25 protein-coding genes are annotated in these 20,905 nt (G+C 37.8%); 9 read left to right on the forward strand and 16 right to left on the reverse strand.

What is annotated here, in order from left to right; all coding sequences use genetic code 11:
• Nucleotides 1–323: 323 nt before the first annotated feature.
• Nucleotides 324–1,190, reverse strand: coding sequence for a nucleotidyltransferase-like protein (locus tag WKH56_RS30505; protein WP_013055174.1), 867 nt, complete (start codon nucleotides 1,188–1,190; stop codon nucleotides 324–326).
• Nucleotides 1,191–1,412: 222 nt separating this feature from the next.
• Here WKH56_RS30505 and WKH56_RS30510 point away from each other — a divergent pair, with 222 nt between their 5' ends.
• Nucleotides 1,413–1,772 carry a YgzB family protein gene (locus tag WKH56_RS30510; protein WP_013055173.1) on the forward strand — a complete coding sequence of 120 codons (360 nt, stop codon included), beginning with the start codon at nucleotides 1,413–1,415 and terminating at the stop codon, nucleotides 1,770–1,772.
• A 22-nt stretch (nucleotides 1,773–1,794) separates the two neighbouring features.
• Here WKH56_RS30510 and perR read toward each other — a convergent pair whose 3' ends face one another.
• From perR to WKH56_RS30540, 6 genes are all read right to left on the reverse strand, one after another.
• Nucleotides 1,795–2,229, reverse strand: coding sequence for a peroxide-responsive transcriptional repressor PerR (gene perR, locus WKH56_RS30515; protein WP_013055172.1), 435 nt, complete (start codon nucleotides 2,227–2,229; stop codon nucleotides 1,795–1,797).
• Nucleotides 2,230–2,483: 254 nt separating this feature from the next.
• Nucleotides 2,484–2,954, reverse strand: coding sequence for a thioredoxin-dependent thiol peroxidase (gene bcp, locus WKH56_RS30520; protein ID WP_028412424.1), 471 nt, complete (start codon nucleotides 2,952–2,954; stop codon nucleotides 2,484–2,486).
• A gap of 69 nt (nucleotides 2,955–3,023) precedes the next feature.
• The gene (locus tag WKH56_RS30525) at nucleotides 3,024–3,416 is read right to left on the reverse strand and encodes an ion channel (protein WP_013081554.1); all 393 of its coding nucleotides are present in this window, start codon (nucleotides 3,414–3,416) and stop codon (nucleotides 3,024–3,026) included.
• A gap of 92 nt (nucleotides 3,417–3,508) precedes the next feature.
• Nucleotides 3,509–4,294 carry an ABC transporter permease gene (locus WKH56_RS30530; RefSeq protein WP_013055169.1) on the reverse strand — a complete coding sequence of 262 codons (786 nt, stop codon included), beginning with the start codon at nucleotides 4,292–4,294 and terminating at the stop codon, nucleotides 3,509–3,511.
• 9 nt (nucleotides 4,295–4,303) lie between these two features.
• Nucleotides 4,304–5,095 carry an ABC transporter permease gene (locus tag WKH56_RS30535; RefSeq protein ID WP_013055168.1) on the reverse strand — a complete coding sequence of 264 codons (792 nt, stop codon included), beginning with the start codon at nucleotides 5,093–5,095 and terminating at the stop codon, nucleotides 4,304–4,306.
• The gene (locus WKH56_RS30540) at nucleotides 5,088–6,101 is read right to left on the reverse strand and encodes an ABC transporter ATP-binding protein (RefSeq protein WP_047751720.1); all 1,014 of its coding nucleotides are present in this window, start codon (nucleotides 6,099–6,101) and stop codon (nucleotides 5,088–5,090) included. The genes WKH56_RS30535 and WKH56_RS30540 overlap by 8 nt, the downstream gene beginning before the upstream one ends.
• A 202-nt stretch (nucleotides 6,102–6,303) precedes the next feature.
• On the opposite strand from WKH56_RS30540, the gene WKH56_RS30545 reads away from it, so the two are divergent.
• Nucleotides 6,304–7,602 carry a glutamate-1-semialdehyde 2,1-aminomutase gene (locus tag WKH56_RS30545; protein ID WP_028412426.1) on the forward strand — a complete coding sequence of 433 codons (1,299 nt, stop codon included), beginning with the start codon at nucleotides 6,304–6,306 and terminating at the stop codon, nucleotides 7,600–7,602.
• Nucleotides 7,603–7,929: 327 nt separating this feature from the next.
• A complete protein-coding gene (locus WKH56_RS30550) occupies nucleotides 7,930–9,018 on the forward strand; it encodes an FUSC family protein (protein WP_063248456.1) in 1,089 nt (362 codons plus the stop codon).
• A gap of 35 nt (nucleotides 9,019–9,053) precedes the next feature.
• On the opposite strand, the gene WKH56_RS30555 is transcribed toward WKH56_RS30550, so the two are convergent.
• The 5 genes from WKH56_RS30555 to fabL form a co-directional block, all read right to left on the reverse strand.
• The gene (locus WKH56_RS30555) at nucleotides 9,054–10,805 is read right to left on the reverse strand and encodes an ABC transporter ATP-binding protein (RefSeq protein ID WP_013081549.1); all 1,752 of its coding nucleotides are present in this window, start codon (nucleotides 10,803–10,805) and stop codon (nucleotides 9,054–9,056) included.
• Nucleotides 10,806–10,974: 169 nt separating this feature from the next.
• Complete coding sequence (gene ntdP, locus WKH56_RS30560; protein WP_342837307.1) at nucleotides 10,975–11,517, reverse strand: nucleoside tri-diphosphate phosphatase; 543 nt, start codon at nucleotides 11,515–11,517, stop codon at nucleotides 10,975–10,977.
• Nucleotides 11,518–11,706: 189 nt separating this feature from the next.
• A complete protein-coding gene (locus WKH56_RS30565) occupies nucleotides 11,707–11,967 on the reverse strand; it encodes a YgaB family protein (RefSeq protein WP_013081548.1) in 261 nt (86 codons plus the stop codon).
• A 189-nt stretch (nucleotides 11,968–12,156) separates the two neighbouring features.
• The gene (locus tag WKH56_RS30570; protein WP_045291963.1) at nucleotides 12,157–12,450 is read right to left on the reverse strand and encodes a gamma-type small acid-soluble spore protein; all 294 of its coding nucleotides are present in this window, start codon (nucleotides 12,448–12,450) and stop codon (nucleotides 12,157–12,159) included.
• A gap of 97 nt (nucleotides 12,451–12,547) precedes the next feature.
• Entirely contained in the window at nucleotides 12,548–13,297 is a 750-nt protein-coding gene (fabL, locus tag WKH56_RS30575) for an enoyl-[acyl-carrier-protein] reductase FabL (protein ID WP_310884158.1), read from the reverse strand.
• A gap of 116 nt (nucleotides 13,298–13,413) precedes the next feature.
• Here fabL and WKH56_RS30580 point away from each other — a divergent pair, with 116 nt between their 5' ends.
• Complete coding sequence (locus WKH56_RS30580) at nucleotides 13,414–13,638, forward strand: hypothetical protein (protein WP_014461827.1); 225 nt, start codon at nucleotides 13,414–13,416, stop codon at nucleotides 13,636–13,638.
• 33 nt (nucleotides 13,639–13,671) lie between these two features.
• On the opposite strand, the gene mutY is transcribed toward WKH56_RS30580, so the two are convergent.
• Complete coding sequence (gene mutY / locus WKH56_RS30585; protein WP_048021550.1) at nucleotides 13,672–14,766, reverse strand: A/G-specific adenine glycosylase; 1,095 nt, start codon at nucleotides 14,764–14,766, stop codon at nucleotides 13,672–13,674.
• A gap of 242 nt (nucleotides 14,767–15,008) precedes the next feature.
• Here mutY and WKH56_RS30590 point away from each other — a divergent pair, with 242 nt between their 5' ends.
• Nucleotides 15,009–15,989 (forward strand): metal-dependent hydrolase, encoded by a 981-nt coding sequence (locus tag WKH56_RS30590; RefSeq protein WP_028412431.1) that lies wholly within the window; start codon nucleotides 15,009–15,011, stop codon nucleotides 15,987–15,989.
• Nucleotides 15,990–16,052: 63 nt separating this feature from the next.
• On the opposite strand, the gene WKH56_RS30595 is transcribed toward WKH56_RS30590, so the two are convergent.
• Complete coding sequence (locus tag WKH56_RS30595) at nucleotides 16,053–16,322, reverse strand: YfhJ family protein (RefSeq protein WP_028412432.1); 270 nt, start codon at nucleotides 16,320–16,322, stop codon at nucleotides 16,053–16,055.
• A 135-nt stretch (nucleotides 16,323–16,457) separates the two neighbouring features.
• On the opposite strand from WKH56_RS30595, the gene WKH56_RS30600 reads away from it, so the two are divergent.
• Nucleotides 16,458–16,613, forward strand: a complete 156-nt coding sequence (locus tag WKH56_RS30600; RefSeq protein ID WP_028412433.1) for a small, acid-soluble spore protein K — start codon at nucleotides 16,458–16,460, stop codon at nucleotides 16,611–16,613.
• Nucleotides 16,614–16,697: 84 nt separating this feature from the next.
• On the opposite strand, the gene WKH56_RS30605 is transcribed toward WKH56_RS30600, so the two are convergent.
• Complete coding sequence (locus WKH56_RS30605; protein ID WP_028412434.1) at nucleotides 16,698–17,012, reverse strand: YfhH family protein; 315 nt, start codon at nucleotides 17,010–17,012, stop codon at nucleotides 16,698–16,700.
• Nucleotides 17,013–17,094: 82 nt separating this feature from the next.
• Between WKH56_RS30605 and WKH56_RS30610 the strand changes: the two genes are divergently transcribed.
• Nucleotides 17,095–17,748, forward strand: coding sequence for an SDR family NAD(P)-dependent oxidoreductase (locus WKH56_RS30610; RefSeq protein WP_028412435.1), 654 nt, complete (start codon nucleotides 17,095–17,097; stop codon nucleotides 17,746–17,748).
• 108 nt (nucleotides 17,749–17,856) lie between these two features.
• Here the strand turns inward: WKH56_RS30610 and recX are convergent, their stop codons facing one another.
• Nucleotides 17,857–18,666, reverse strand: a complete 810-nt coding sequence (recX, locus tag WKH56_RS30615; RefSeq protein ID WP_014461833.1) for a recombination regulator RecX — start codon at nucleotides 18,664–18,666, stop codon at nucleotides 17,857–17,859.
• 98 nt (nucleotides 18,667–18,764) lie between these two features.
• On the opposite strand from recX, the gene WKH56_RS30620 reads away from it, so the two are divergent.
• A complete protein-coding gene (locus WKH56_RS30620) occupies nucleotides 18,765–19,667 on the forward strand; it encodes a TIGR01777 family oxidoreductase (RefSeq protein ID WP_098999468.1) in 903 nt (300 codons plus the stop codon).
• A gap of 60 nt (nucleotides 19,668–19,727) precedes the next feature.
• Nucleotides 19,728–20,855 (forward strand): amidohydrolase, encoded by a 1,128-nt coding sequence (locus WKH56_RS30625; protein ID WP_033580772.1) that lies wholly within the window; start codon nucleotides 19,728–19,730, stop codon nucleotides 20,853–20,855.
• The last annotated feature ends 50 nt before the right edge of the window (nucleotides 20,856–20,905 follow it).

Here is a 20,905-nt window from a genome sequence, read left to right on the forward strand (position 1 = left end):
TAAAAAATAAAAATTAACGTTGACGTTTGTCGCTTTGTTCAGTTTTCAAAGTTCAACCGCCGCTCTTAAGCGACTTTTTAATCTTACCAGTTTATCTCTTTCTTGTCAACAACTTTTTTAAGAAGTTTTTTCAAGTTTTTGATAAATTTAGTATCGCTCATCAGCGACGTATATAAATTTACCACGGATATTTTAAAGCGTCAATAGATTTTTTAAAATAAATCGTGTTTTTTTAGAAAAACCTTTTATCCAGACTATAAAATCATGTGTCAGGGCATCTATACGTCATAACCATACCGTATCAGATACCCTTTCTCTCTCTATCATTTCGCCACATAGTGTCTATGGTACAAACTCTTTCCTTTGGTTTCTACTTTTTTTACCATAATGATATCTTTTTCAATTAAAAACTCAAGGAGTATTCCTAAGTCAATAGCATAAGGGCGTATTTCGGGATGATGAACAAGTTCATTAAACGTCCATTCCTGCTTTTCACTTTTCATAATATGAACAAGATGCTTCGCACCCAATTCAGTTTTTTTATTGACTAGAAATTCACTTGCTAAGAAAAGCAGCTCCAAACGCTTGCTAACCTCTTCTTGGCTAATAATTAGCTCTTCGTAAAGACGATGAATTTCAGGTTCTATTTTTTTCACTTGGTTCCACACTGTCACTTCTGGGTGAAATCCATTTTCCAACACAGACAGTCGTGCTAAATGATGAAGAGCATGAATGACATGATTGAATGCATCTAAATAATGATTAGACGCATAAAAGTCTTTTCCTTCTTTAAATCGGCGAATCAACTTAGCAAACTCGACACCTATTCTCTTTGTCCGATCTTCTCTAGGGAAATCAATTAAGCGTTTCTTTAAGTTTTCCATATATTCGTTTCGATCAAATAGCACTTTACCATTTAAGATCCAATCAATAATACGGCGGTTCGTCCCATTCATAATCCATTCACTCATTTGCTGTTCAGAAGCCATATAAAGTGCAGCACGCTCATTTTCATATTCGTATTGTTTAATAAAAAGAGAAGTTTCTGTGGTTTTGGTCACAATAAATAAGATAGCATCCAAATTATCCGTCACTGGAGATTCTGATTTCTTTTTTTCAATCAGTAAAATACCGAGTGTGTCTTTATTGCTAGCTCTTTCTTGATATATTGGCCGTAAAACATCTTCCATTTTGAGCTCTCCTAACTGTAATAGACAAATATTTTTCAAAATTTTAAAGGCTATGGACTAAGATTTCTTTTTTTATTATATACGATGTATAACGGATATCCCACTCAGAATTATGGAAATCATTCAGAAAGCTCAAAAACTACGGATAATTTTCCGAAGATTCAATTTTTATTACTATTCACTGTCTCACTCTATGATATATTGGTAACAGGGGGGATACTGATGGGGATAAAGTATTCAAATAAAATTAACAAGATTCGCACGTTTGCACTCAGCCTGATCTTTGTTGGTTTCATTGTTATGTATGGGGGAATTTTCTTTCGGTCTTCAGTCTGGCTAATGACTATTTTTATGCTTTTAGGTTTACTGTGCATCGTAGCTAGTACCGGCGTTTATTTCTGGATTGGCATGCTTTCTACAAAAGCAGTTCAAGTAACCTGCCCTACATGTCAAAAGCAAACCAAAATGCTAGGGCGCGTAGATATGTGTATGTATTGCAACGAGCCGCTTACGCTTGACCAGTCTCTTGAAGGAAAACAATTCGATGAAAAGTATAATAGAAAAAAACAAAAAGAAAGCTGATAGTATCACTACTATCAGCTTATTAATGCGCTTTTTTAGCCGTACAATCAGGACACGTTCCGTAAATTTCCATTCGGTGGTGACTAATATCAAAGTCAGTAATATGAGCAGCCAGCTTTTCTACTTCGTCTAAACCAGGATAATGAAAATCCACAATTTTTCCGCAGCTTTCGCAAATCACATGGTAATGCTCTGTTGTAACATAATCAAACCGGCTTGATGCATCACCGTATGTTAGTTCCTTTACAATACCCACTTCGCGAAATACTCTTAAATTATTGTAAACGGTTGCTACACTCATATTTGGAAACTTACCTTCCAGCGCTTTATAAATATCATCTGCTGTTGGGTGTGTCATAGAATTGATTAAATACTCTAAAATAGCATGACGTTGTGGTGTAATACGAACGCCAGTACCTTTTAACGTTTCAAGGGCTTCTTGTAAATGATTTGACACGTCATGCACCCCTCTTCTATAAGTATTATTACTTTATAATTCTTATAATTAGTCTACATGTTTTACCCACGTTTTGTCAACTTGATGCCTATTCCTATTTTATGTAATAAGTAGAAATTATTCATATATGTTATGCAAAAAAAGAAGTGTGGAAATCAATCCACACTTTTAAATATATTAACATCTGAGGAGGTATGCCCTACACTGATATTGTATGTTCAAAGACTAAAACTGCTCTAGTTATCTGCCTGTTTTTATGCCATTTTTTCTTTAATAAATGATAAAGCTTCTTCCACATGCCCTTTTACTCGAACCTTGCGATACTCTTTTACGAGCGTTCCTTCTTTATCAATGATAAAAGTGGAGCGTTCAATGCCCATATATTCTTTTCCAAAGTTTTTTTTCAGTTTCCATACTCCATACTCTTCAGCTACGCTGTGATCTTCGTCAGCTAAAAGCAAGAATGGAAGACCGTGCTTATCAATAAACTTATGGTGTTTGTCGATTGGATCCGGGCTCACTCCTAGAATCACCGCATCTAGCTCTTCAAAATTTTCATGCTGATCTCTGAAATCACAAGCTTCCGTTGTACAGCCTGGCGTCATATCTTTCGGATAAAAATACAGCACAACGTTTTTTCCTTTCATCGAAGCGAGTGATACTTGCTCTCCATTTGTAGACATTAATACAAAATCGGGTGCTTTTTCTCCAACTACAGCTGTCATATTTATCTGCTCCTTTACGCTTTTCATTTTCTTTGAATAGCGTACCCAATATTAGATAAGATGACAAGTTTAAGTGCGGGTAACAGTTCGCATCACAAAGATTGCAGGCATAATGTAGCCGATAAACGCTTCAAAAGTTGCAAATAATTTCCCAATTCCAACCGGATACATATCTCCGTATCCTACTGAAAATAACGTCGCTGCGCTGAAATACATGCTGTTAAACAGCGTATAAAAGTAATGACCTTCATGTTCAAACCCTCCGCTTAACACTGGAATACTTCCCATCTCACACACTGTATAAATAAGGCTAAACCCCAATAAAACTGTGATATATGAATAAAACAAGACAAAGAAATGACCAATTGAGAAAAAATGAAATTCTCCAAGTTCTTTTTCAAAAAGAAACTTCATACTACCGATTACAAAAACAATGATAACGAGGATTAGAAAAATAACCATCATTCTACTCCTTTAATTTATACTCTACTACCACTATACGCGCATCCTTGTCCATTCATTACTACTCAGAAGCCACGAAAAAGAGCAGGCATTTAATTGCCTGCTCCTCTGTATTTTTTGACACCTGTATTCCATAAGAAAATAGAGATTACAAAAAAGACGATTCCCATCACCGGGGTTAAAAATGCATATCCGTACCATTCTGACCTTCCTAAGAAATAAGCAGCTGGATATACGCCTACAAATGCAAAAGGAAGAATCCACGTTAAAACATATCGGATGACATTGTTATAAATATCTACAGGATACCTTCCGTAGTTTCCAATATTATAAATAGTAGGCATAATAGAGGTTCTGGCATCCGACCAGAAGCCTATGCTTGCTAAGGCGATGAAAATTCCTGCGTATACAAGCGCTCCTCCTAAAATAAACAATAGAAAAATAAAAACATCATACCACTGGAAATGAAGGTGTAAAGAAGACGCAGCGTAAGCCATTACGGCAATCCCTGTGATACCACCAAACAATGATTCCAGTTCCATCCGCTCTAAAATAACTTGAAACAAACTGTGAATCGGCCGCGTTAAAATTCGGTCCATTTCACCTTTGACAATGTAGCGCTCGTTGAAATCCCAAATGTTAAAGAAAGACGAAAAAATAGCAAAAGGGACCAAAAAGAAACCATAAATAAAGATAATTTCCTCTCGTGACCATCCGTGCAGCGACTGAGTATGGCCAAATACAACTAAAATAAAAATCAAATTAACTGTTTGAAACAATAAGTCTGAAATGATTTCAACTACCATATCGGTGCGATACTGAAGCCTTGTTTTCATATATTGACTAATGTACTGAAAGAAAATCGAAAAATAAAACATTTTCATAGACTACCCTCCTTGAATAACCATTTTTTTCTTCGCTATGTTCCACAAACACGCAATAGGAATAAATAGAAGCCCTGACCAAACTGCTTGTGTAATAAGAGCATTTATTACTTCCTGCCCTTTAAATCCATTTGTGAAAATCATGCTCGGAATATAACTAATGGCCTGAAAAGGGAAATAGCTCATAATATGTTGCGCCCATAAAGGATAGAAACTGATGGGCAGAAGAAGTCCTGAAAACAAATCAATAACAACGCGCTTCGCTCGAATGAGTCCGTCATTGTTAAAGAGAAAGAAAGTCGTAATACCCGTTAATAAATTAATTTGTGTATTAATAATGAAACTAAAAATTAAAGACAGTCCAAAATAAAGCCATGTTGCGGCATTGGCTGAAAACTGTACTGGAAATAAAAACGCGACAATAATCATACCGGGCACTGAGAAAAACAGCAGCCGAAAAATCCCTTCTCCCAGTCCTTGCATTGTTTTCATACCAAGGTAGCTATAAGGCTTAATTAACTCTACTGCCACCTTGCCATCTTTAATTTCCATTGCCATTTCACGGTCAATGTTATTAAAATAAAAGGCTCTTGCCATCCATGAAACGGCTACATACGTTGTCATTTGGGTAATGGATAACCCTTGAATATTCTCTTTTCCTCCATAAATAGCGGACCATAAAAAGTAGTAAGCACCAATATTAATCGCATAAATCAATATTCCGCTGTAATAATTCGTCCGATACGCCAGCATCATTAAAAAGCGAATGCGTATCATCTCTATATATTTATCCATTCACAACACCTTCTTCATAAATGTTGCGGATGATTTCTTCCGTTGAAATTTCTTCAATGTTAATATCACTGATTTCGTGCTTTGCCACCACTTTAGCAATCAGCTGTGACATTAAGTCTCCTTTATTTTGAAGCTGCGCTGTCCACAAATATTTTTGATCACCTTCAATCCAGTTAACAGGCATCCCTTGCGTCAATAGCTTCAACTGCTCTTTATTTGGCGCGGTTCCAAATTCAAACGTGACTTGTTTAAGGTCTCCCCAATTCGAACGCAGCTTTTGCAGTGATCCGTCATAAATAATACTGCCTTCATCGAGCATTACAACGCGTTCACATAAAGCTTCAATATCTGCTAAATCATGTGTCGTAAGCAAAATCGTCGTATTATATTTTTCATTAATTTCTTTTAAAAATTGGCGGATTTTTAATTTAACCAGCACATCTAAACCGATCGTCGGTTCATCTAAAAATAGAAGCGGCGGATTATGAATAAGAGCAGCAGCCAGCTCACAGCGCATTCTTTGACCTAGAGAAAGCTTTCGCACCGGCTTATCTAATAGCGGTCCAATATCTAACGTTTGAATAACATGTTCCATATGAGCGTTATAATCTTCATCTGACACTTTGTATACTTTTTTTAACAAGCGAAAAGATTCTTGTACGGCAATATCCCACCACAGCTGAGAGCGTTGACCAAAAACAACTCCAATCGTTTGGGCAAACTTCTCCCTTTCTTTATGAGGGTTCATTCCATTTACGGTAATCTCGCCTGAAGTAGGAGTTAAGATTCCTGTCAGCATTTTGATTGTGGTCGATTTCCCCGCTCCGTTTTCTCCTATATAACCTACCATTTCCCCTTGTTTTACGGTAAACGAAATATCGTTCACAGCTTTCATAACTCTATAATTACGGGTAAATAAATCCCGGAATGCCCCTTTAAGGCCAGAGCGGCTAGAATAGGCTTTAAATTCTTTCCGAAGTTGATTCACCTCAATAGCATTTTTCATTGTATTCCCTCCGTTACGTCGACGTATTAGTGGTTTCTTTTATTGTTTCCGGCGCCCTTGCTAGCAACTCCTCCAAGAGACGAGGAACTATTTTCTAGCAGTTAGCTCACAAATTTCTATCATACACGTTCTCGAATGTTTTTCAAGAAACAAATAAGTTTGATAGAATAAAGAAGTTGAACTTTTCATTAGGAGGCATAACATGCAATTTACAAAATCAGAACAATTACACGCTGAAGCGCTCGAACATATTGTAGGCGGCGTTAACAGCCCTTCACGTTCATATAAAGCCGTAGGAGGCGGAGCACCTGTTGCAATGGAAAAGGCAAGCGGAGCTTATTTCTGGGACGTCGATGGAAATAAATATATTGACTATTTAGCAGCTTACGGTCCTATTATTACAGGACACGCTCATCCTCATATCACGAAAGCTATTACAAAAGCAGCTGAAACGGGTGTTCTTTACGGTACTCCAACTGCTCATGAAGTCACATTTGCTAAAATGCTCAAAGAAGCGATGCCCGCATTAGATAAAGTGCGCTTCGTCAACTCTGGAACAGAAGCAGTTATGACAACAATCCGTGTAGCACGAGCTTATACTGGACGCGATAAAATCATTAAATTTGCAGGTTGCTACCACGGCCATTCTGACCTTGTATTGGTAGCAGCTGGATCTGGTCCTTCTACACTCGGAACTCCTGACTCTGCTGGTGTACCAAAAAGTATCGCTAATGAAGTCATCACGGTTCCTTTTAACGATATCGAGCCTTACAAGGAAGCATTAGAAAAATGGGGCGATCAGATTGCGGCTGTTTTAGTAGAACCGATCGTTGGAAACTTCGGAATTGTTGAGCCCGAACCCGGCTTTTTAGAACAAGTTAACGAATTAACTCACGAAGCTGGAGCGCTTGTTATTTACGATGAAGTTATTACAGCGTTTCGCTTTATGTACGGTGGAGCTCAAGATTTGCTTGGTGTAAAACCTGACCTCACTGCATTTGGAAAAATCATCGGGGGCGGTCTTCCAATCGGAGCCTATGGCGGTAAGAAAGAAATCATGGAAAAAGTGGCACCACTTGGGCCCGCTTATCAAGCAGGTACAATGGCAGGAAACCCAGCTTCTATTCTTTCTGGGATTGCTTGCCTGGAAGTACTAAAGCAAGAAGGCGTTTATGAACAGCTGGATAAGCTAGGGGCGATGCTCGAAGAAGGTATTTTAAAACATGCTCGTACATATAACATGCCTATTACGATCAATCGATTAAAAGGCGCTCTTACTCTCTACTTTACAACAGAAACAGTTAAAAACTATGAACAAGCAGAAAATACAGACGGCGAATTATTCGCACGCTTCTTTAAACTAATGCTCCACCAAGGCGTCAACTTAGCTCCTTCGAAATATGAAGCATGGTTCCTTACTACAGCTCATACAGAAAAAGATATTACCGACACTTTAGAAGCTGTAGAAAAAGCATTTAAACAGTTAAGTGAAGAACGCTAATTTTTACTCTAAAGCACTCGTTTGAAAATGAGTGCTTTTTTATCTTGCCTTTGGGTTTCCTTATAGAACATTCCCACCTTTCATAACCATTTCTTACGCGTCATCTCCTTTTTGTCATCCTGTCGAAAAATCCCGAGAAATACCCTTATTTTTCTGCTTGTTTTCTCTTGATATCCATTCTTAAACCTTGTATAGTATGTTATTGTTTATATTATTTCCAACAGGTTATGTAATAAAGAAGGATTGATTTTTGCAATTTATCATTTGTTTTGGGGAACATTCTTCATAACGAAAAAACTTTTTTACAGAAAGGAACTACGAACGCACATGAAACTTGGTGCCCGCATCTTAAAAACGGGAATTGCCATTACACTTTCATTGTTATTAGGTGAATTTCTAAGTTTACCATCTCCAATATTTGCGGCAATTGCGGCAGTTTTTGCAATTCAACCGTCTATTTACAGATCTTATTTAACGATATTGGAGCAAATACAGGCGAATGTGATTGGAGCTGCTTCTGCAGTTTGTTTTGGACTTATTTTTGGTACCCATCCCATCATTATTGGTTTTACCGCTGTTGTTGTCATTGCAGTCAACTTAAAATTACGTATTAATAATACAATTGGGCTTGCGCTTGTGACAGTAATTGCAATCATGGAAAATCCAGGAGATAATTTCGTTGAATATGCGCTTATACGCTTTGGTACAGTGTTACTTGGGGTATTCTCAGCATTTATTGTCAATCTTATTTTTATTCCGCCAAAGTATGAAACAAAGCTGTATTATAAAATTGTAAGCACAACGGAAGAAATTATTAAATGGATTCGCATGAATCTTTATCACGCATCTGAGCACACATTGTTAAAAGAAGACATTGAAAAAATGAAAGACAATGTGGCTAAAATGAATCAAATCTTTGATTTTTACAAAGAAGAACGCACTTATTCAACCAAAAAACGTTTTGTTAAGTCACGCAAGCTCGTTTTATTTCGTCAAATGATTACCGTAACAACACGAGCTCTTACAACCTTGAAACTACTTCACAGAGTGGAAAATGATCTTCAAGTCATGCCGCAGCAATTTCAAGATTTAATCAAATCTGAAGTTGAGTGCCTGTTAATGTATCATGAGCAAGTATTATTAAAATTCATTGGGAAATTACGCGTACAGCCAACCACTACTGTACCAAACGAAGCCTGCGTTGGAAAACGAGCTTTAATCGATAAATTTATGCAGTACAAAATATACGATAATGATGAAGAGAATAAGGTTATTTATCATATCTTCCCTTTAATTTCTGTCATCATTGAGTATAGTGAAGAGTTAGAGCATCTTGATAAGCTGATTGATACGTTCCAAAACTATCACAAGGATGCTAACTCATTTGATATTAATCATCAGCGACAAGAAGATTAAAAACACCACCTATTGTTAGACAATAGGTGGTGTTTTTAAATTGTATCAAGCTGCTGAACGTTAAAGAGCTGATAGTAATGACCTTTTTTCTTAATTAACTCCTCATGAGAACCTCGTTCGACTACTCTTCCATTTTCTAAAAGTACAATTTCATCAACATGAGTAATTGTAGATAAACGATGGGCTACAATGAAAGTCGTACGGTCTTTTGCTAGTTCAGCTAATGCTTCTTGAATATAGTGCTCACTTTCCAAATCTAGAGCTGAAGTGGCTTCATCAAAAATAAGAATAGCTGGATTTTTTAAAAATACGCGCGAAATGGAAATACGCTGCTTCTGTCCCCCTGATAGCTTCATTCCCCGCTCTCCCACTTTTGTATCATATCCTTCGGGCAAATTCATAATAAAATCGTGGGCATTTGCGGCTTTTGCCGCAGCAATTACTTCTTCATCTGTCGCTCCTGGCTTTCCAAGCAGTATATTGTTTTTAACCGTGTCACTAAACAACACCGTATCCTGCAGGACGATTCCAATCTTATCTCGCAGGCTGCGTACTTTATAGGTTTTGATATCAATGTCATCAATGAGAATTTTCCCCTCTGTCACATCATAAAAGCGTGGAATTAAGCTGATAAGCGTGGATTTCCCTCCTCCGCTCATTCCAACAAACGCAACGGATTTTCCTTTTTCTACATCTAAATTAATATCATGAATCACAGGTTTTTCTTCTTCTTCATAAGCAAATGAAACGTGCTCAAACTGCACCTTTCCATGAAGCTCAGTACATTCTTTTGCATCTTTCTTGTCTGTAATATCGTATTCTTCATCAATGAACTCAAACACCCGGTCCATAGATGCAACAGACTGCGTGAGCGTAGTCGATGAATTGACCAAGCGGCGAAGCGGATTATACAAGCGGTCAATATAGGCCACAAATGCTACCATCGTTCCTACGCTAAGACTTTCTGTGATGACTTGATATCCAGCAAATGTAATCACGATTAAAGGTGCCAAATCGGTAATGGTGTTCACTACTGCAAATGTTTTGGCATTCCAATTCGTATGATTGATTGCTTTTTGTAGAAAATTTGAATTTTGCTTATCAAATTGTTTCTGCTCATGAGGCTCAATAGCAAAGCTGCGAATAACAGAGATTCCTTGAACCCTTTCATGCAAGTGACCCTGTACTTCGGCTAAAGCCTGCGAACGGACTCGCGTTAAATGGCGCAGACGACTGTAAAAATATTTTACAGAGAACGCATAAACCGGCAGCAAAATAATCGATACCAGTGTTAAAGGTACATTCATCGTAAACATAATCACAATGGCTATTACAATCGTCATCATATCAAGCCATACGTTCATTAAGCCTGTGATAACAAAGTTTTTTGTTTGCTCTACATCATTAATGACTCGTGAAATCACTTCACCCGCTCGCGTGTTTGCATAGTAACGCAAGCTAAGCTTTTGAATATGGCTAAACAGCTGATCCCGAATATCATATAATACTTTGCTCGATACCCACTGAGCATAATACTGCCTGTAATATTCAATGGGAGGTCTTAACACTAAAAATATAACAAACGAAATCCCCATAATCGTCACCATTTTATGAACTTTTTCAGAGGAAGACATGCCATGTCCATTTACGATATCGTCCAAAACATATTTCAAAAGCAGCGGAATTAATAAAGGAATAGCAAATTTAATAATACCAATTAAGACAGTGCCGACAATTTGCCATTTGTATGGCTGTACAAACTTCATGTAGCGTCTTATACTTCCCATAAAATCTCCCCTTTCTATCTATGAGGGCAAGCTTCCTTAGTATATGTACACGCGTCGATTTTTTAGTGCTTTTATCTCTTCTAAAAGATGGCGACCATAACGCCAAAAAGAACATTATATCAAACAGTCAGCTTTAGACGGCCTAACATAATGTTCTCTAGCTCATTCATCAAGAATGCCGATATGTTAAAAAACGTTCATACCAAATGTCAATGAAATCTGGAGCAAACGGGCCTTTTCGCTGTCGAATCCAACCTTTTAACTCCTCGACGTGATTATGTAAAATACGGTCAATCACTTCTGGATAATTCATTTCTTTTCGATGCTTCTCATATTCATCTTCATCAAGAAGGGTGTATGTCATATCTGGATAGACTTTAATATCTAAATCATAATCAATATATTTGAGCGCTTCATTGTCATCATAAATGAACGGCGAACTGATATTGCAGTAATAATAAATTCCATCTTCACGGATCATCCCAATGACGTTAAACCACTGCTGAGCATGAAAATAACAAATTGCCGGCTCTCTTGTGACCCATGTTCGTCCATCTGATTCTGTAACGACTGTACGATCATTTCCTCCAATCACTAAGTTATTGGTTGCTTTTAATACGGTTGTCCGATCCCACACGCGATGAATATGTCCATTATGCTTGTAGCTGTGTATTTGAATTGTTTCTCCTTCCACCGGAATTCCCCTCTCCAATACCTACTTTCATTTTAGCACTTAAAAAAATTCATATAACGTCTCCATTTGTCTTATGTTTATTATAACGGTTTCTCTCTCATTTTAACACAAATGTGCTAACCTTCTTGAGTTCAAAAAAGTCACTCCCCCTACTTTTCCTTTGCTTGGCAGCCTTAAAAAAGAGAGGAAGTGACACATCAATGTTCATTAAGCAAGTGTAGAGCAAGCCCCTTCACTTTTATATGTACGAATAATGTCTTCGGTTTGTGCTTCAAACGTTAATTGAATCTCTTTTAATTTTAGCTTCATTTCACTAATTTCATCTTGCACAGAATGAAGTTTTGCTTCTTCATGAAGTTTTATTAGTTCACCTTCGATTTCCTGACAGCGCTCAATCTCAGACTGCAAAAACAGAAGTTGATCCATGGTCTCCAATTGTTGAGTTACTAGCTGATCAAATTTTTTCATACGATAGCTCCTCTCTATTTGCTTTAACCATACACGCGGCACTTCTGTTAACATTCTGTTTAGGTGATCCAGATTCCTTTGACGAGTTGTGTAAAGTTTCAAGAAGTTTTGTCATACTTTGTTGCTTTTTATATAAGAAAAAGCGAACTTAACATCGCCGTATGAAAGACGTTAAGTTCGCTTTTGATATTAACCTTGGTATTTACCAGAGTTTTGGTTTTTCTTTGCTTCAGCTTGTGCGTTTTGTTGTCTCACTTCTTGAGCACTTGTTTCGCTAGCAAATTCAGTACCGAAGTTGTTTTTAGATGCTTGAGCATTTTGGCTTTTGTTTGCCGCTGCTTGTGCATTTTGTTGCTTCACTTCTTGTACATTTGTTTCGCTACCAAATTCAGTACCGAAGTTGTTTTTAGATGCTTGAGCATTTTGGTTTTTCACGTGTTGTGTGCTTGTACCAGATGCTGTTTTGTTAGTTTGTTTTGCCATTGTAATCACCTCCACGAAAATTAATATGCCCGGGAGGTAAATAGGGTATGCAAACTTTTTTCAGTATTTTAAAGCGCAAGCACAAAATACATTTACCTTACATTAAAAGTGAACGCCCTCCGTCAATAATAAGCGTTTGACCGCAAATCATATTTGCTTGATCGGAGACTAAGAACATCACTGCATCTACCATGTCTTTTGGCTCCACCATACGACCAGCTGGAGTATGTTTGCGCGCATCATCTAACAGTTCATCACGATTTGGGAAGTGCTTTAATGCTTCTGTATCCACAGCACCTCCAGATACAGCATTTACCACAATATTTTTTGGAGCAAGCTCCACTGCTAAATAGCGGGTCAATGCTTCTACAGCAGCTTTTGACACGCCCACTGTTGTATAATTTTCCAAATAGCGAATAGAACCGAGCGAACTGATGGTAACAATCTTTCCTCCGCCTACTTTTTCCATACGTTTAGCCGCTTCTTGTGCACAGAATAAATATCCTTTGCTATTGATGTCCATTGTCCAATTCCAGTGAGTTTCTTCTAATTCCATAATAGGACGTAAAACTCCTGAAGCTGCATTACTTACAAATACGTCTAAGCGACCGAATGCGTCATCAATTTGCTCAAACATTTCTTTAATTTTCTCTACTTTTCCTACGTTTGCTTTAACAACTAATGCTTCTCTGCCTAATGCTGTAATTTCTTCCGCTACTTCCTGCGCTGCACTTTTGCTTCGTGCATAGTTTAATACAATATCGTATCCTTCTTTAGCAAGACGTAAGGCAATCTCTTTACCAATACCTCTGCTGCTTCCCGTAACTAGTGCTACCTTTTGTGACATGATGTCATCTCCCTTATGTATCATATTATCTTTACATTGTACTGATTTTATCGCATAAGAAACAAGTAATATAGGGAAAATAGATAAAACTTGATAAAATGAACGAGGTGAATAGAATGTATGTAGGTAGAGACATGACAGCTCTTTCAATGATTTCTAAAAGCGAGTGGAAAGACAGCGAGCTTGCGTTTTTCCATCACTCTTTACAGCAAATGACGCCGTATTTAAATGCTGAAGGACAAAGTATTCATCAGCAAATTATTAAAGAAATTGAAGCACGAGGCGGGTTACAGCGCCACGAAGCAGATTATACACACGGCACACACGTATCATATGATTAAATAAAAGAAGCGCGGAGTTTATCCACGCTTCTTTTATTTAACAAGCAAATATTCTTTTAAGATTTTTTGATGGGAAACCGGAAATGCATATTGTTCTAAGTCTTTTTCAGAAACTACTTTCAATTTTTTTAATGCACTGATATCACTTGCAAGCTCTGCTTCATATACTGTGATGTTCCAGACGATATGAGAAAACACGTGCTGAATTGTGGTAAACGGCGCATGAATTTTAATATCAGCTCCGTACTCGTTTTGAATAAATGCCTGAAGCTGCTGATGATCTGGCGCTATACTAAGATCTACTTCTATATTTGGAAATTCCCATAGATTAGCTAAAAGTCCTTTGCTTGGACGCTTATGAATTAGATAATTTCCTTCACCGTCTTTAATCACCGCTGCAGCAAGCTGAAGAGCACGAGGCGCTTTTTTCTTTGATTTAACGGGAAGCTCATTCTGCACTCCTTCTTCAAAAGCGCGGCAGTGTTCGCGAACTGGACATAACAAACAGGAAGGAGAAGTTGGTGTACAGACAATGGCACCAAGTTCCATCATACCTTGATTGAAATAGGAAGGATTATCTGTTGAAATAATTTCATGCACGATTTCTTCAAACAACTTTCTTGTTTTCGGTTTTGCAATATCATCCCAAACGGATAAAATGCGCGATAGCACACGCATGACATTTCCATCTACAGCAGGCTGCGGCACTCCGTATGCAATACTTAAAATGGCCCCTGTTGTATAAGGACCTACTCCTTTTAGTTTGGAGATTTCTGCTGGCGTATTTGGAACTTCTCCCCCGTATTGTTCGTGAACTTCTCGAACCGCAGTTTGCAAATTACGGGCACGAGAATAATAGCCTAATCCTTCCCACGCTTTTAACACATCATCTTCATTCGCATAAGCTAAGTCTTTGATAGTGGGAAATTTGCTAATAAAATTATTAAAATAAGGAATGACCGTATCTACTCTCGTTTGTTGAAGCATAATTTCAGATACCCACACCTTATAAGGGTCCTGATCTTGACGCCAAGGTAAAATGCGCTGTTCCTGCTCAAACCAAGAGATTAAGTCATTTTGAAATGCTTGAATATCAAAATTTTGTACAATATCTTTACTTTGTTTCACGTCATAGCCTCCGAGGTATTAACTATACATATACAATGTGTTGCTTTTTGAATCTTAGTAACTTTATGATAACCTTATAACAACTACAAATATGAATAGTAAAATGAATTGTTCAAATAATGAATAAAAACAGCCGATTTGCTGCGTTAATAATAAAATGAGATTTTTTGCTTTGAATCAAGCTTTCATGCTGAATTAGAATAATCTAAGATCGTCATCATCTTACAAAGGAGGAGTTCGCTCTGGATACTGGTACACACATTGCAATGGGAATCGCTCTTGGCGGCCTTGCAACATTAGACCCCACTGTATCTGCGAATACAGCCACAATGGATGCTGTGATGATTGGCGTAATGGCCGGGTCATTAGCACCTGATTTAGACACTGTTTTAAAGCTGCGAAACAATGCACAGTATATCCGCAATCACCGTGGAATTACACATTCTATCCCGGCTGTTATTTTATGGCCTTTGCTTATCGTGTTCATTCTTTCGCTTCTGCTGCCAGGAGCTAACTTGCTACACCTATGGATGTGGACCTTTGCAGGCGTCATTATTCACGTTTTTGTTGATATCTTTAACGCTTATGGCACGCAGGCTTTACGGCCTTTCACAAATAAATGGATTGCTCTTGGCGTAATCAACACGTTTGATTACGTGATTTTCTCAGCCCACGTGCTCGCAATTTTAATCTGGTTTATTGGAGCAGAGCCAGGACCAACATTCATTACGCTATATGTGTTATTGGCGTTTTACTATGGACTGCGCTTTTATATGCGCCACCAAATCGCCAAGAAGCTTCGAAAACAGTTTCCTGATGTTATCAAGCTCAATATCTCTCCTACGCTGCGTTTCACTCACTGGCACTTAGCCGTGACGACCGAAAAGTACTTTCATGTAGGAAGAGCAATCGGAGAAGAAATTTTTATTTATGATACGTTTGATAAAGTTCCAATTCCTGAATCGGCCGTAATTGAAGTAGCGAAAAAAGATGAAAATTTATCTGCTTTTCTTTCCTTTTCACCTATTTATAGATGGGAACTGGACGAATATAACGACCACATTGAAGTGCGCTTTATTGATTTACGCTACCGCAGCAAAGACTACTATCCATTTGTAGCCGTGGTCCAGCTTGATTACGATTTAAATATTATTTGTTCGTACACTGGTTGGATTTTCAGTGAGAAAAAATTGCGTAAAAAGCTTGATTACCTCCCGCACTAATCATAACAAGAACAAATATGAAACCCAAAAACGAACCGTCTTGAGAAGACGGTTCGTTTTTATTTAATGTTTTAAATAGTCATCGTTATTTAATAAATGCTGATATTTAGGGTTTTTAACCGCGATTTCATGAAGTTTGTCACCGTAGCTGTTGATGTACATCGTAACAACCTTTTCCGTCGCTTCTTTCCCTTTATAATCATATCCTGCTTTTGCGTAAGATGACTCAAAATCTTCCCAGAAAAGTTCGACCCATGTACGGGCTTGAGCGTATGAAAGCGAACTATTTTTGCTTAATAGCTGATTCGTTAATCTTTCGAATATATCGTTCATAAGAACACCTCGATTACCAAAATTCTTTATGAGTATGTTTGCACTTTTAACTTACACTATAAATGCGGAGTTATTCACTCCCTCATGTACTATATCATAACCGCAACGCTTTCTGTTGTAAAAGGAGAGGTATCGATGCGCAATAAAGCAAAAGATTTTACAAACCAACATCATACTAAGTTTGAAGGCGAACCTCGAGCAAAAGCAGAATACGCTTCAAAACGTGCAAATGGAACGATCAATACGCATCCGCAAGAACGTATGCATGCTTCTAATGAGCGCGAAGAATAACCGCTTGCTTTGCTTATTTGTTTAAAAGTAAAGCGAATATAGATATCAAACAAGCAGCACACTTCGTGCTGCTTGTTCGTCCCTTTATTTTTTCAACATGGAAATAGGCAATGCCTCTTCGTTTTGCGGTGAGCCAAGTCTAAACCCCCATGCAAAAACTCCGTTCATATAATCAATTTTAAAATATGAACCCGGATCTCCTTGAATTTCATATACCTCCCCTGCTTGAAACGTTTCAGGATCCAATAAGTACGATCTAGCCATTGTTACTTTTCTTTCTAATACTGCATACTCATTGACCATGCCAAGCTGTTCAGCTTTTCGTGCTTTTTCTTGAAGAGACCCAATTTCTTGTTGAAGTTCATACGTCGTCATATCACTGTAACGTTTTTCAGACATGCTGTTTTCCCCCTTGTTTGCTTTCATTTTATTATAACAAAAGGTATAACTAAAGGGAGACTATGAAAAGGGAGTTTTGGGAATGAAAACAGTGCTAATCACAGGCGGTGCGACGGGTCTTGGAAAAGAACTCGCAAAACTTTACGCAAAAGACTGCAACGTCATTCTAGCTGGACGCAATCAACAGAAATTAACTGAGGCACAGCATGAGCTAGGAGAAAACGTATATACGATGTCTGTAGATATTACACAGTATGAAGAAGTAGGAAAATCTGTAGAAAAACTGCTGATGCAGCATTCAGTAGATATCCTTATCAACAACGCAGGCATTGGACATTTTGGTCCTTTGACAGATTATACAAAACAAGCAATCGATGAAGTCATCGATACAAATGTAAAAGGAACTATTTTTTTAACGCAAGCGCTTATGCCTCATCTCTTGACGAGACCTGAACCTAAAGTTATGAATATCATTTCAACTGCAGGACTTCGAGGGAAAGCCAATGAAAGCGTCTATGTGGCAAGTAAATTTGGCGTAAGGGGATTTACAGAAAGTTTAAAAGTGGAGTACCAAGATACCAACCTTCATGTGACGGCAGCTTATATGGGAGGCATGAATACTCCTTTTTGGGATCACAACAACCACATTAAAGATAAAAGCCGCTTGCGCTCAGCTTCAGAAATCGCTGAGATTATTTATAAACAGCAGAATGACTCAGAAGATATTTTGTTTTAAAAAGATTGAAGCATCACAATAAAAAAATCCGAACGAGTTGGATTCTCTATCAAGAATCTCGATTCATCGTTCGGATCTTCCTTCAACTAACATACTTTTTTCCTGGCTCTATTCCTCTTCAATAGAATCTAGAAATGATTGAATTTGTTCAATGGAAAATCCTTTTCTATAAAGAGCCTGCTTCATTTTTTGCTGATATTCCCAGCCTTCATACTTCGAAAAACGACGATGAGCTTTCATTCCTTGATATTGCAGAGCTTCCCAAACCTCATCACTTTCTTTTTCTGTATCCGTTAGCTGAAATGCTTCTTGAATAACAGAAAACGAATAGCCCTTCACTGCCAATGCTTGTTCCATTTTTTGTTTCATCATCACTTGAGATAATTTCTTGTATTTCCCTTTTAACTTTTCAATTAATTTTACAGCAGTTTGAATTTGCTGTTCTTCAGGGTATTCACATAAACTAAGGGTAATAATGGAATCAGAAATCCCCTTTTCTTTTAATTCTCTTTGAATCACATTTGGTCCTTTTGATGTCGTGTTCATCTGAGTTAACACAAATGCTTTGGCAAACTCTTCATCATTTAAATAACGGTGGCTGACTAGTTTCTGAATAACTTGTTGAATAATAGTAGAGTTAATTTCTTTTTTCTTTAAATAATCATGTACCTCTTTTTCAGAGCGCATTCGATAAGATAAGTAAATGATCGCTAAATTATAAGCTTTTTTCTCATCATCTGCATACTGAATTTCCGTTAATTCAAATTCATCAAGCTCACGACCTTTTTTTAAGTCATATTTGATGAGGACATTTTCGTCAACACCAAAGCCAAACTCTTCACCTTTACCGTAATCTAAATACACATTATAACGTTCACCGCTATTCTTTTGCGTTGTGATCTTTGTGACAACAGGCATTAACCTTCACCTCATATTTCTTATTTAAATTGATGGCTGAAGAACCGCCAAACGTATCATACACGTTTTTATTTATTTCAATAAAGGAGGAATTTCGTATGAAAATTGTTATTGCTGGAGGAACTGGATTCGTAGGTAAAGCTTTAACAAAACATTTTTTAACACAAAAACATTATGTATATATTTTAACACGCAATGCAGATAAAGCTGCAAGAGATCCGAAACTTCAATATGTAGAGTGGATGCAAGAAAACAGCCAACCTGAAGAGCATGTAGAAGGAGCAGACGTTTTTATCAATTTAGCTGGCGTTTCACTTAACAGCGGCCGCTGGACGGACGAACGCAAAAAAGCCATCGTGGAAAGTCGCCTTTCTTCTACTCAAGAAATTCTTCGCATTATGGCTTCTTTACCCGAAAAACCGTCACTTTATGTAAATGCAAGCGCCGTTGGTTATTACGGGACATCAACGAAAGAAACGTTCACAGAAGCTTCTCCATCGATCGGGACAGACTTTTTGGCTGAAACGGTAAAAAAGTGGGAAAATGAAGCGCTAAAAGCCATGGAACTCAATATTCGTACTGTCTTAACAAGATTCGGCGTTATATTAGGGAAAGATGGCGGAGCACTTCCTTCTACGGCCCTTCCTTATAAATTATTTGCAGGAGGAACAGTCGGTTCCGGAGAACAGTGGATGTCTTGGGTGCATCTTCAAGACGTCGTGAAGATCATTGATTATTGTATTCATACCGAACAAATAGAGGGAGCTGTTAACGTCACTGCCCCAAATCCCGTTCAAATGAAAGAGTTTGGAAAGACGATTGGAAAAGTGTTGAATCGTCCTCATTGGATGCCCGTACCTAGCTTTGGCCTTCAGCTGCTGATGGGAGAAATGAGTATGATTATTTTAAAGGGACAGCGCGTTTTACCTGAAAAATTGATTCAACAGAATTACATTTTTACATATACTGTATTAGAAGATGCATTGCGAGATTTACTCTAGTTATTTTCTGTTATTTCCCTAAAACAGGTGACTAAGCTGCCGATAGATAGGAGTAACTTTATGAAAACCATTCTCTTAAAAAATGCAACGCTCTATCCTATTACGTCAAAACCTATTTATAATAGTGATGTGCTCATTCAAGATGGAAAAATTGTTTTAATTGGGCCAAACTTGCAGCCACCTCTTCGAGTAGAAGTCATTGACTGCAAACAGCGTTATTTATTCCCTGGATTTATTGATGTTCATACACATCTAGGATTATATGATGAAGGAACCGGCTGGGCCGGGAATGATGCTAACGAAACCATTGAACCTATGACTCCACATATCAGAGCTTTTGACAGTGTACATCCTTTAGATCCTGGGTTTAAAGATGCCATTGAAGCGGGTATTACGTCTGTACACATTATGCCAGGAAGTGCAAATGTGATTGGAGGCACAACTTCCGTTATTAAAACAGCTGGAACAAGCATTTCTCAAATGTTAATTCAAGAGACAGCTGGACTTAAGATTGCGCTAGGAGAAAATCCAAAACGAATTCACAGCCACGGCAATAAAGAATCGATTACGCGAATGGGTATTATGGGGATGCTGCGAGAAGCCTTTTATCACGCAGCAAGCAGTGACAACAAAGATGATTTGCGCATCAAACCTCTCACTCAAGCACTGAATAGAGAAATTCCAGTTCGGATTCATGCTCATAGAGCCGATGATATTCTATCAGCTCTTCGCTTAGCAGATGAATTTCATTTAGACGTCCGTATTGAGCACTGTACAGAAGGCCATTTAATTGCTAAAGAGCTGGGTGGAAGAAATTTAAAAGTGAGCGTAGGTCCAACTTTAACACGCCGCTCAAAGGTTGAACTTAAGAATAAAACGTGGAAAACCTATCAAGCTCTTTGCAATGAAGGAGTAGAAGTTTCCATTACAACGGACCATCCTTATACGCCTATTCAGTATTTAAATATTTGCGCATCCATTGCCGTACGTGAAGGACTCGAAGAGCAAAAAGCATTAGAAGGCATCACGATTACTGCTGCTCGGAATCTCCGTATTGATCATCGAATCGGCAGTATCGAAGCAGGAAAAGACGCTGATTTAGTGCTATGGAGCCATCATCCCTTTCACTACTTAGCAAAGCCTATTTTCACCATGATAGATGGTAAAATATTATTTAAAAAAAATTAACATTTTACCTATTTTCTTTTTTTATTTTTTTTAGTATGATACGTTTAGAA

The organism is Priestia sp. SB1 (assembly GCF_038898415.1).

What these genes read in the sequence shown, in the direction of transcription:
- WKH56_RS30595 (WP_028412432.1), bottom strand. Translation starts at nt 16,322, where the DNA reads ATGAACGATATATTCGAAAGATTAACGAATCAGCTATTAAGCAAAAAT.
- WKH56_RS30610 (WP_028412435.1), top strand. Translation starts at nt 17,095, where the DNA reads ATGAAAACAGTGCTAATCACAGGCGGTGCGACGGGTCTTGGAAAAGAA.
- recX (WP_014461833.1), bottom strand. Translation starts at nt 18,666, where the DNA reads ATGCCTGTTGTCACAAAGATCACAACGCAAAAGAATAGCGGTGAACGT.
- WKH56_RS30605 (WP_028412434.1), bottom strand. Translation starts at nt 17,012, where the DNA reads ATGTCTGAAAAACGTTACAGTGATATGACGACGTATGAACTTCAACAA.
- WKH56_RS30540 (WP_047751720.1), bottom strand. Translation starts at nt 6,101, where the DNA reads ATGAAAAATGCTATTGAGGTGAATCAACTTCGGAAAGAATTTAAAGCC.
- WKH56_RS30530 (WP_013055169.1), bottom strand. Translation starts at nt 4,294, where the DNA reads ATGTTTTATTTTTCGATTTTCTTTCAGTACATTAGTCAATATATGAAA.
- WKH56_RS30600 (WP_028412433.1), top strand. Translation starts at nt 16,458, where the DNA reads ATGCGCAATAAAGCAAAAGATTTTACAAACCAACATCATACTAAGTTT.
- bcp (WP_028412424.1), bottom strand. Translation starts at nt 2,954, where the DNA reads ATGACAGCTGTAGTTGGAGAAAAAGCACCCGATTTTGTATTAATGTCT.
- WKH56_RS30510 (WP_013055173.1), top strand. Translation starts at nt 1,413, where the DNA reads ATGGGGATAAAGTATTCAAATAAAATTAACAAGATTCGCACGTTTGCA.
- WKH56_RS30620 (WP_098999468.1), top strand. Translation starts at nt 18,765, where the DNA reads ATGAAAATTGTTATTGCTGGAGGAACTGGATTCGTAGGTAAAGCTTTA.
- WKH56_RS30525 (WP_013081554.1), bottom strand. Translation starts at nt 3,416, where the DNA reads ATGGTTATTTTTCTAATCCTCGTTATCATTGTTTTTGTAATCGGTAGT.
- fabL (WP_310884158.1), bottom strand. Translation starts at nt 13,297, where the DNA reads ATGTCACAAAAGGTAGCACTAGTTACGGGAAGCAGCAGAGGTATTGGT.
- WKH56_RS30535 (WP_013055168.1), bottom strand. Translation starts at nt 5,095, where the DNA reads ATGGATAAATATATAGAGATGATACGCATTCGCTTTTTAATGATGCTG.
- WKH56_RS30565 (WP_013081548.1), bottom strand. Translation starts at nt 11,967, where the DNA reads ATGAAAAAATTTGATCAGCTAGTAACTCAACAATTGGAGACCATGGAT.
- WKH56_RS30505 (WP_013055174.1), bottom strand. Translation starts at nt 1,190, where the DNA reads ATGGAAGATGTTTTACGGCCAATATATCAAGAAAGAGCTAGCAATAAA.
- WKH56_RS30550 (WP_063248456.1), top strand. Translation starts at nt 7,930, where the DNA reads ATGAAACTTGGTGCCCGCATCTTAAAAACGGGAATTGCCATTACACTT.
- WKH56_RS30625 (WP_033580772.1), top strand. Translation starts at nt 19,728, where the DNA reads ATGAAAACCATTCTCTTAAAAAATGCAACGCTCTATCCTATTACGTCA.
- WKH56_RS30545 (WP_028412426.1), top strand. Translation starts at nt 6,304, where the DNA reads ATGCAATTTACAAAATCAGAACAATTACACGCTGAAGCGCTCGAACAT.
- WKH56_RS30555 (WP_013081549.1), bottom strand. Translation starts at nt 10,805, where the DNA reads ATGGGAAGTATAAGACGCTACATGAAGTTTGTACAGCCATACAAATGG.
- WKH56_RS30580 (WP_014461827.1), top strand. Translation starts at nt 13,414, where the DNA reads ATGTATGTAGGTAGAGACATGACAGCTCTTTCAATGATTTCTAAAAGC.
- WKH56_RS30570 (WP_045291963.1), bottom strand. Translation starts at nt 12,450, where the DNA reads ATGGCAAAACAAACTAACAAAACAGCATCTGGTACAAGCACACAACAC.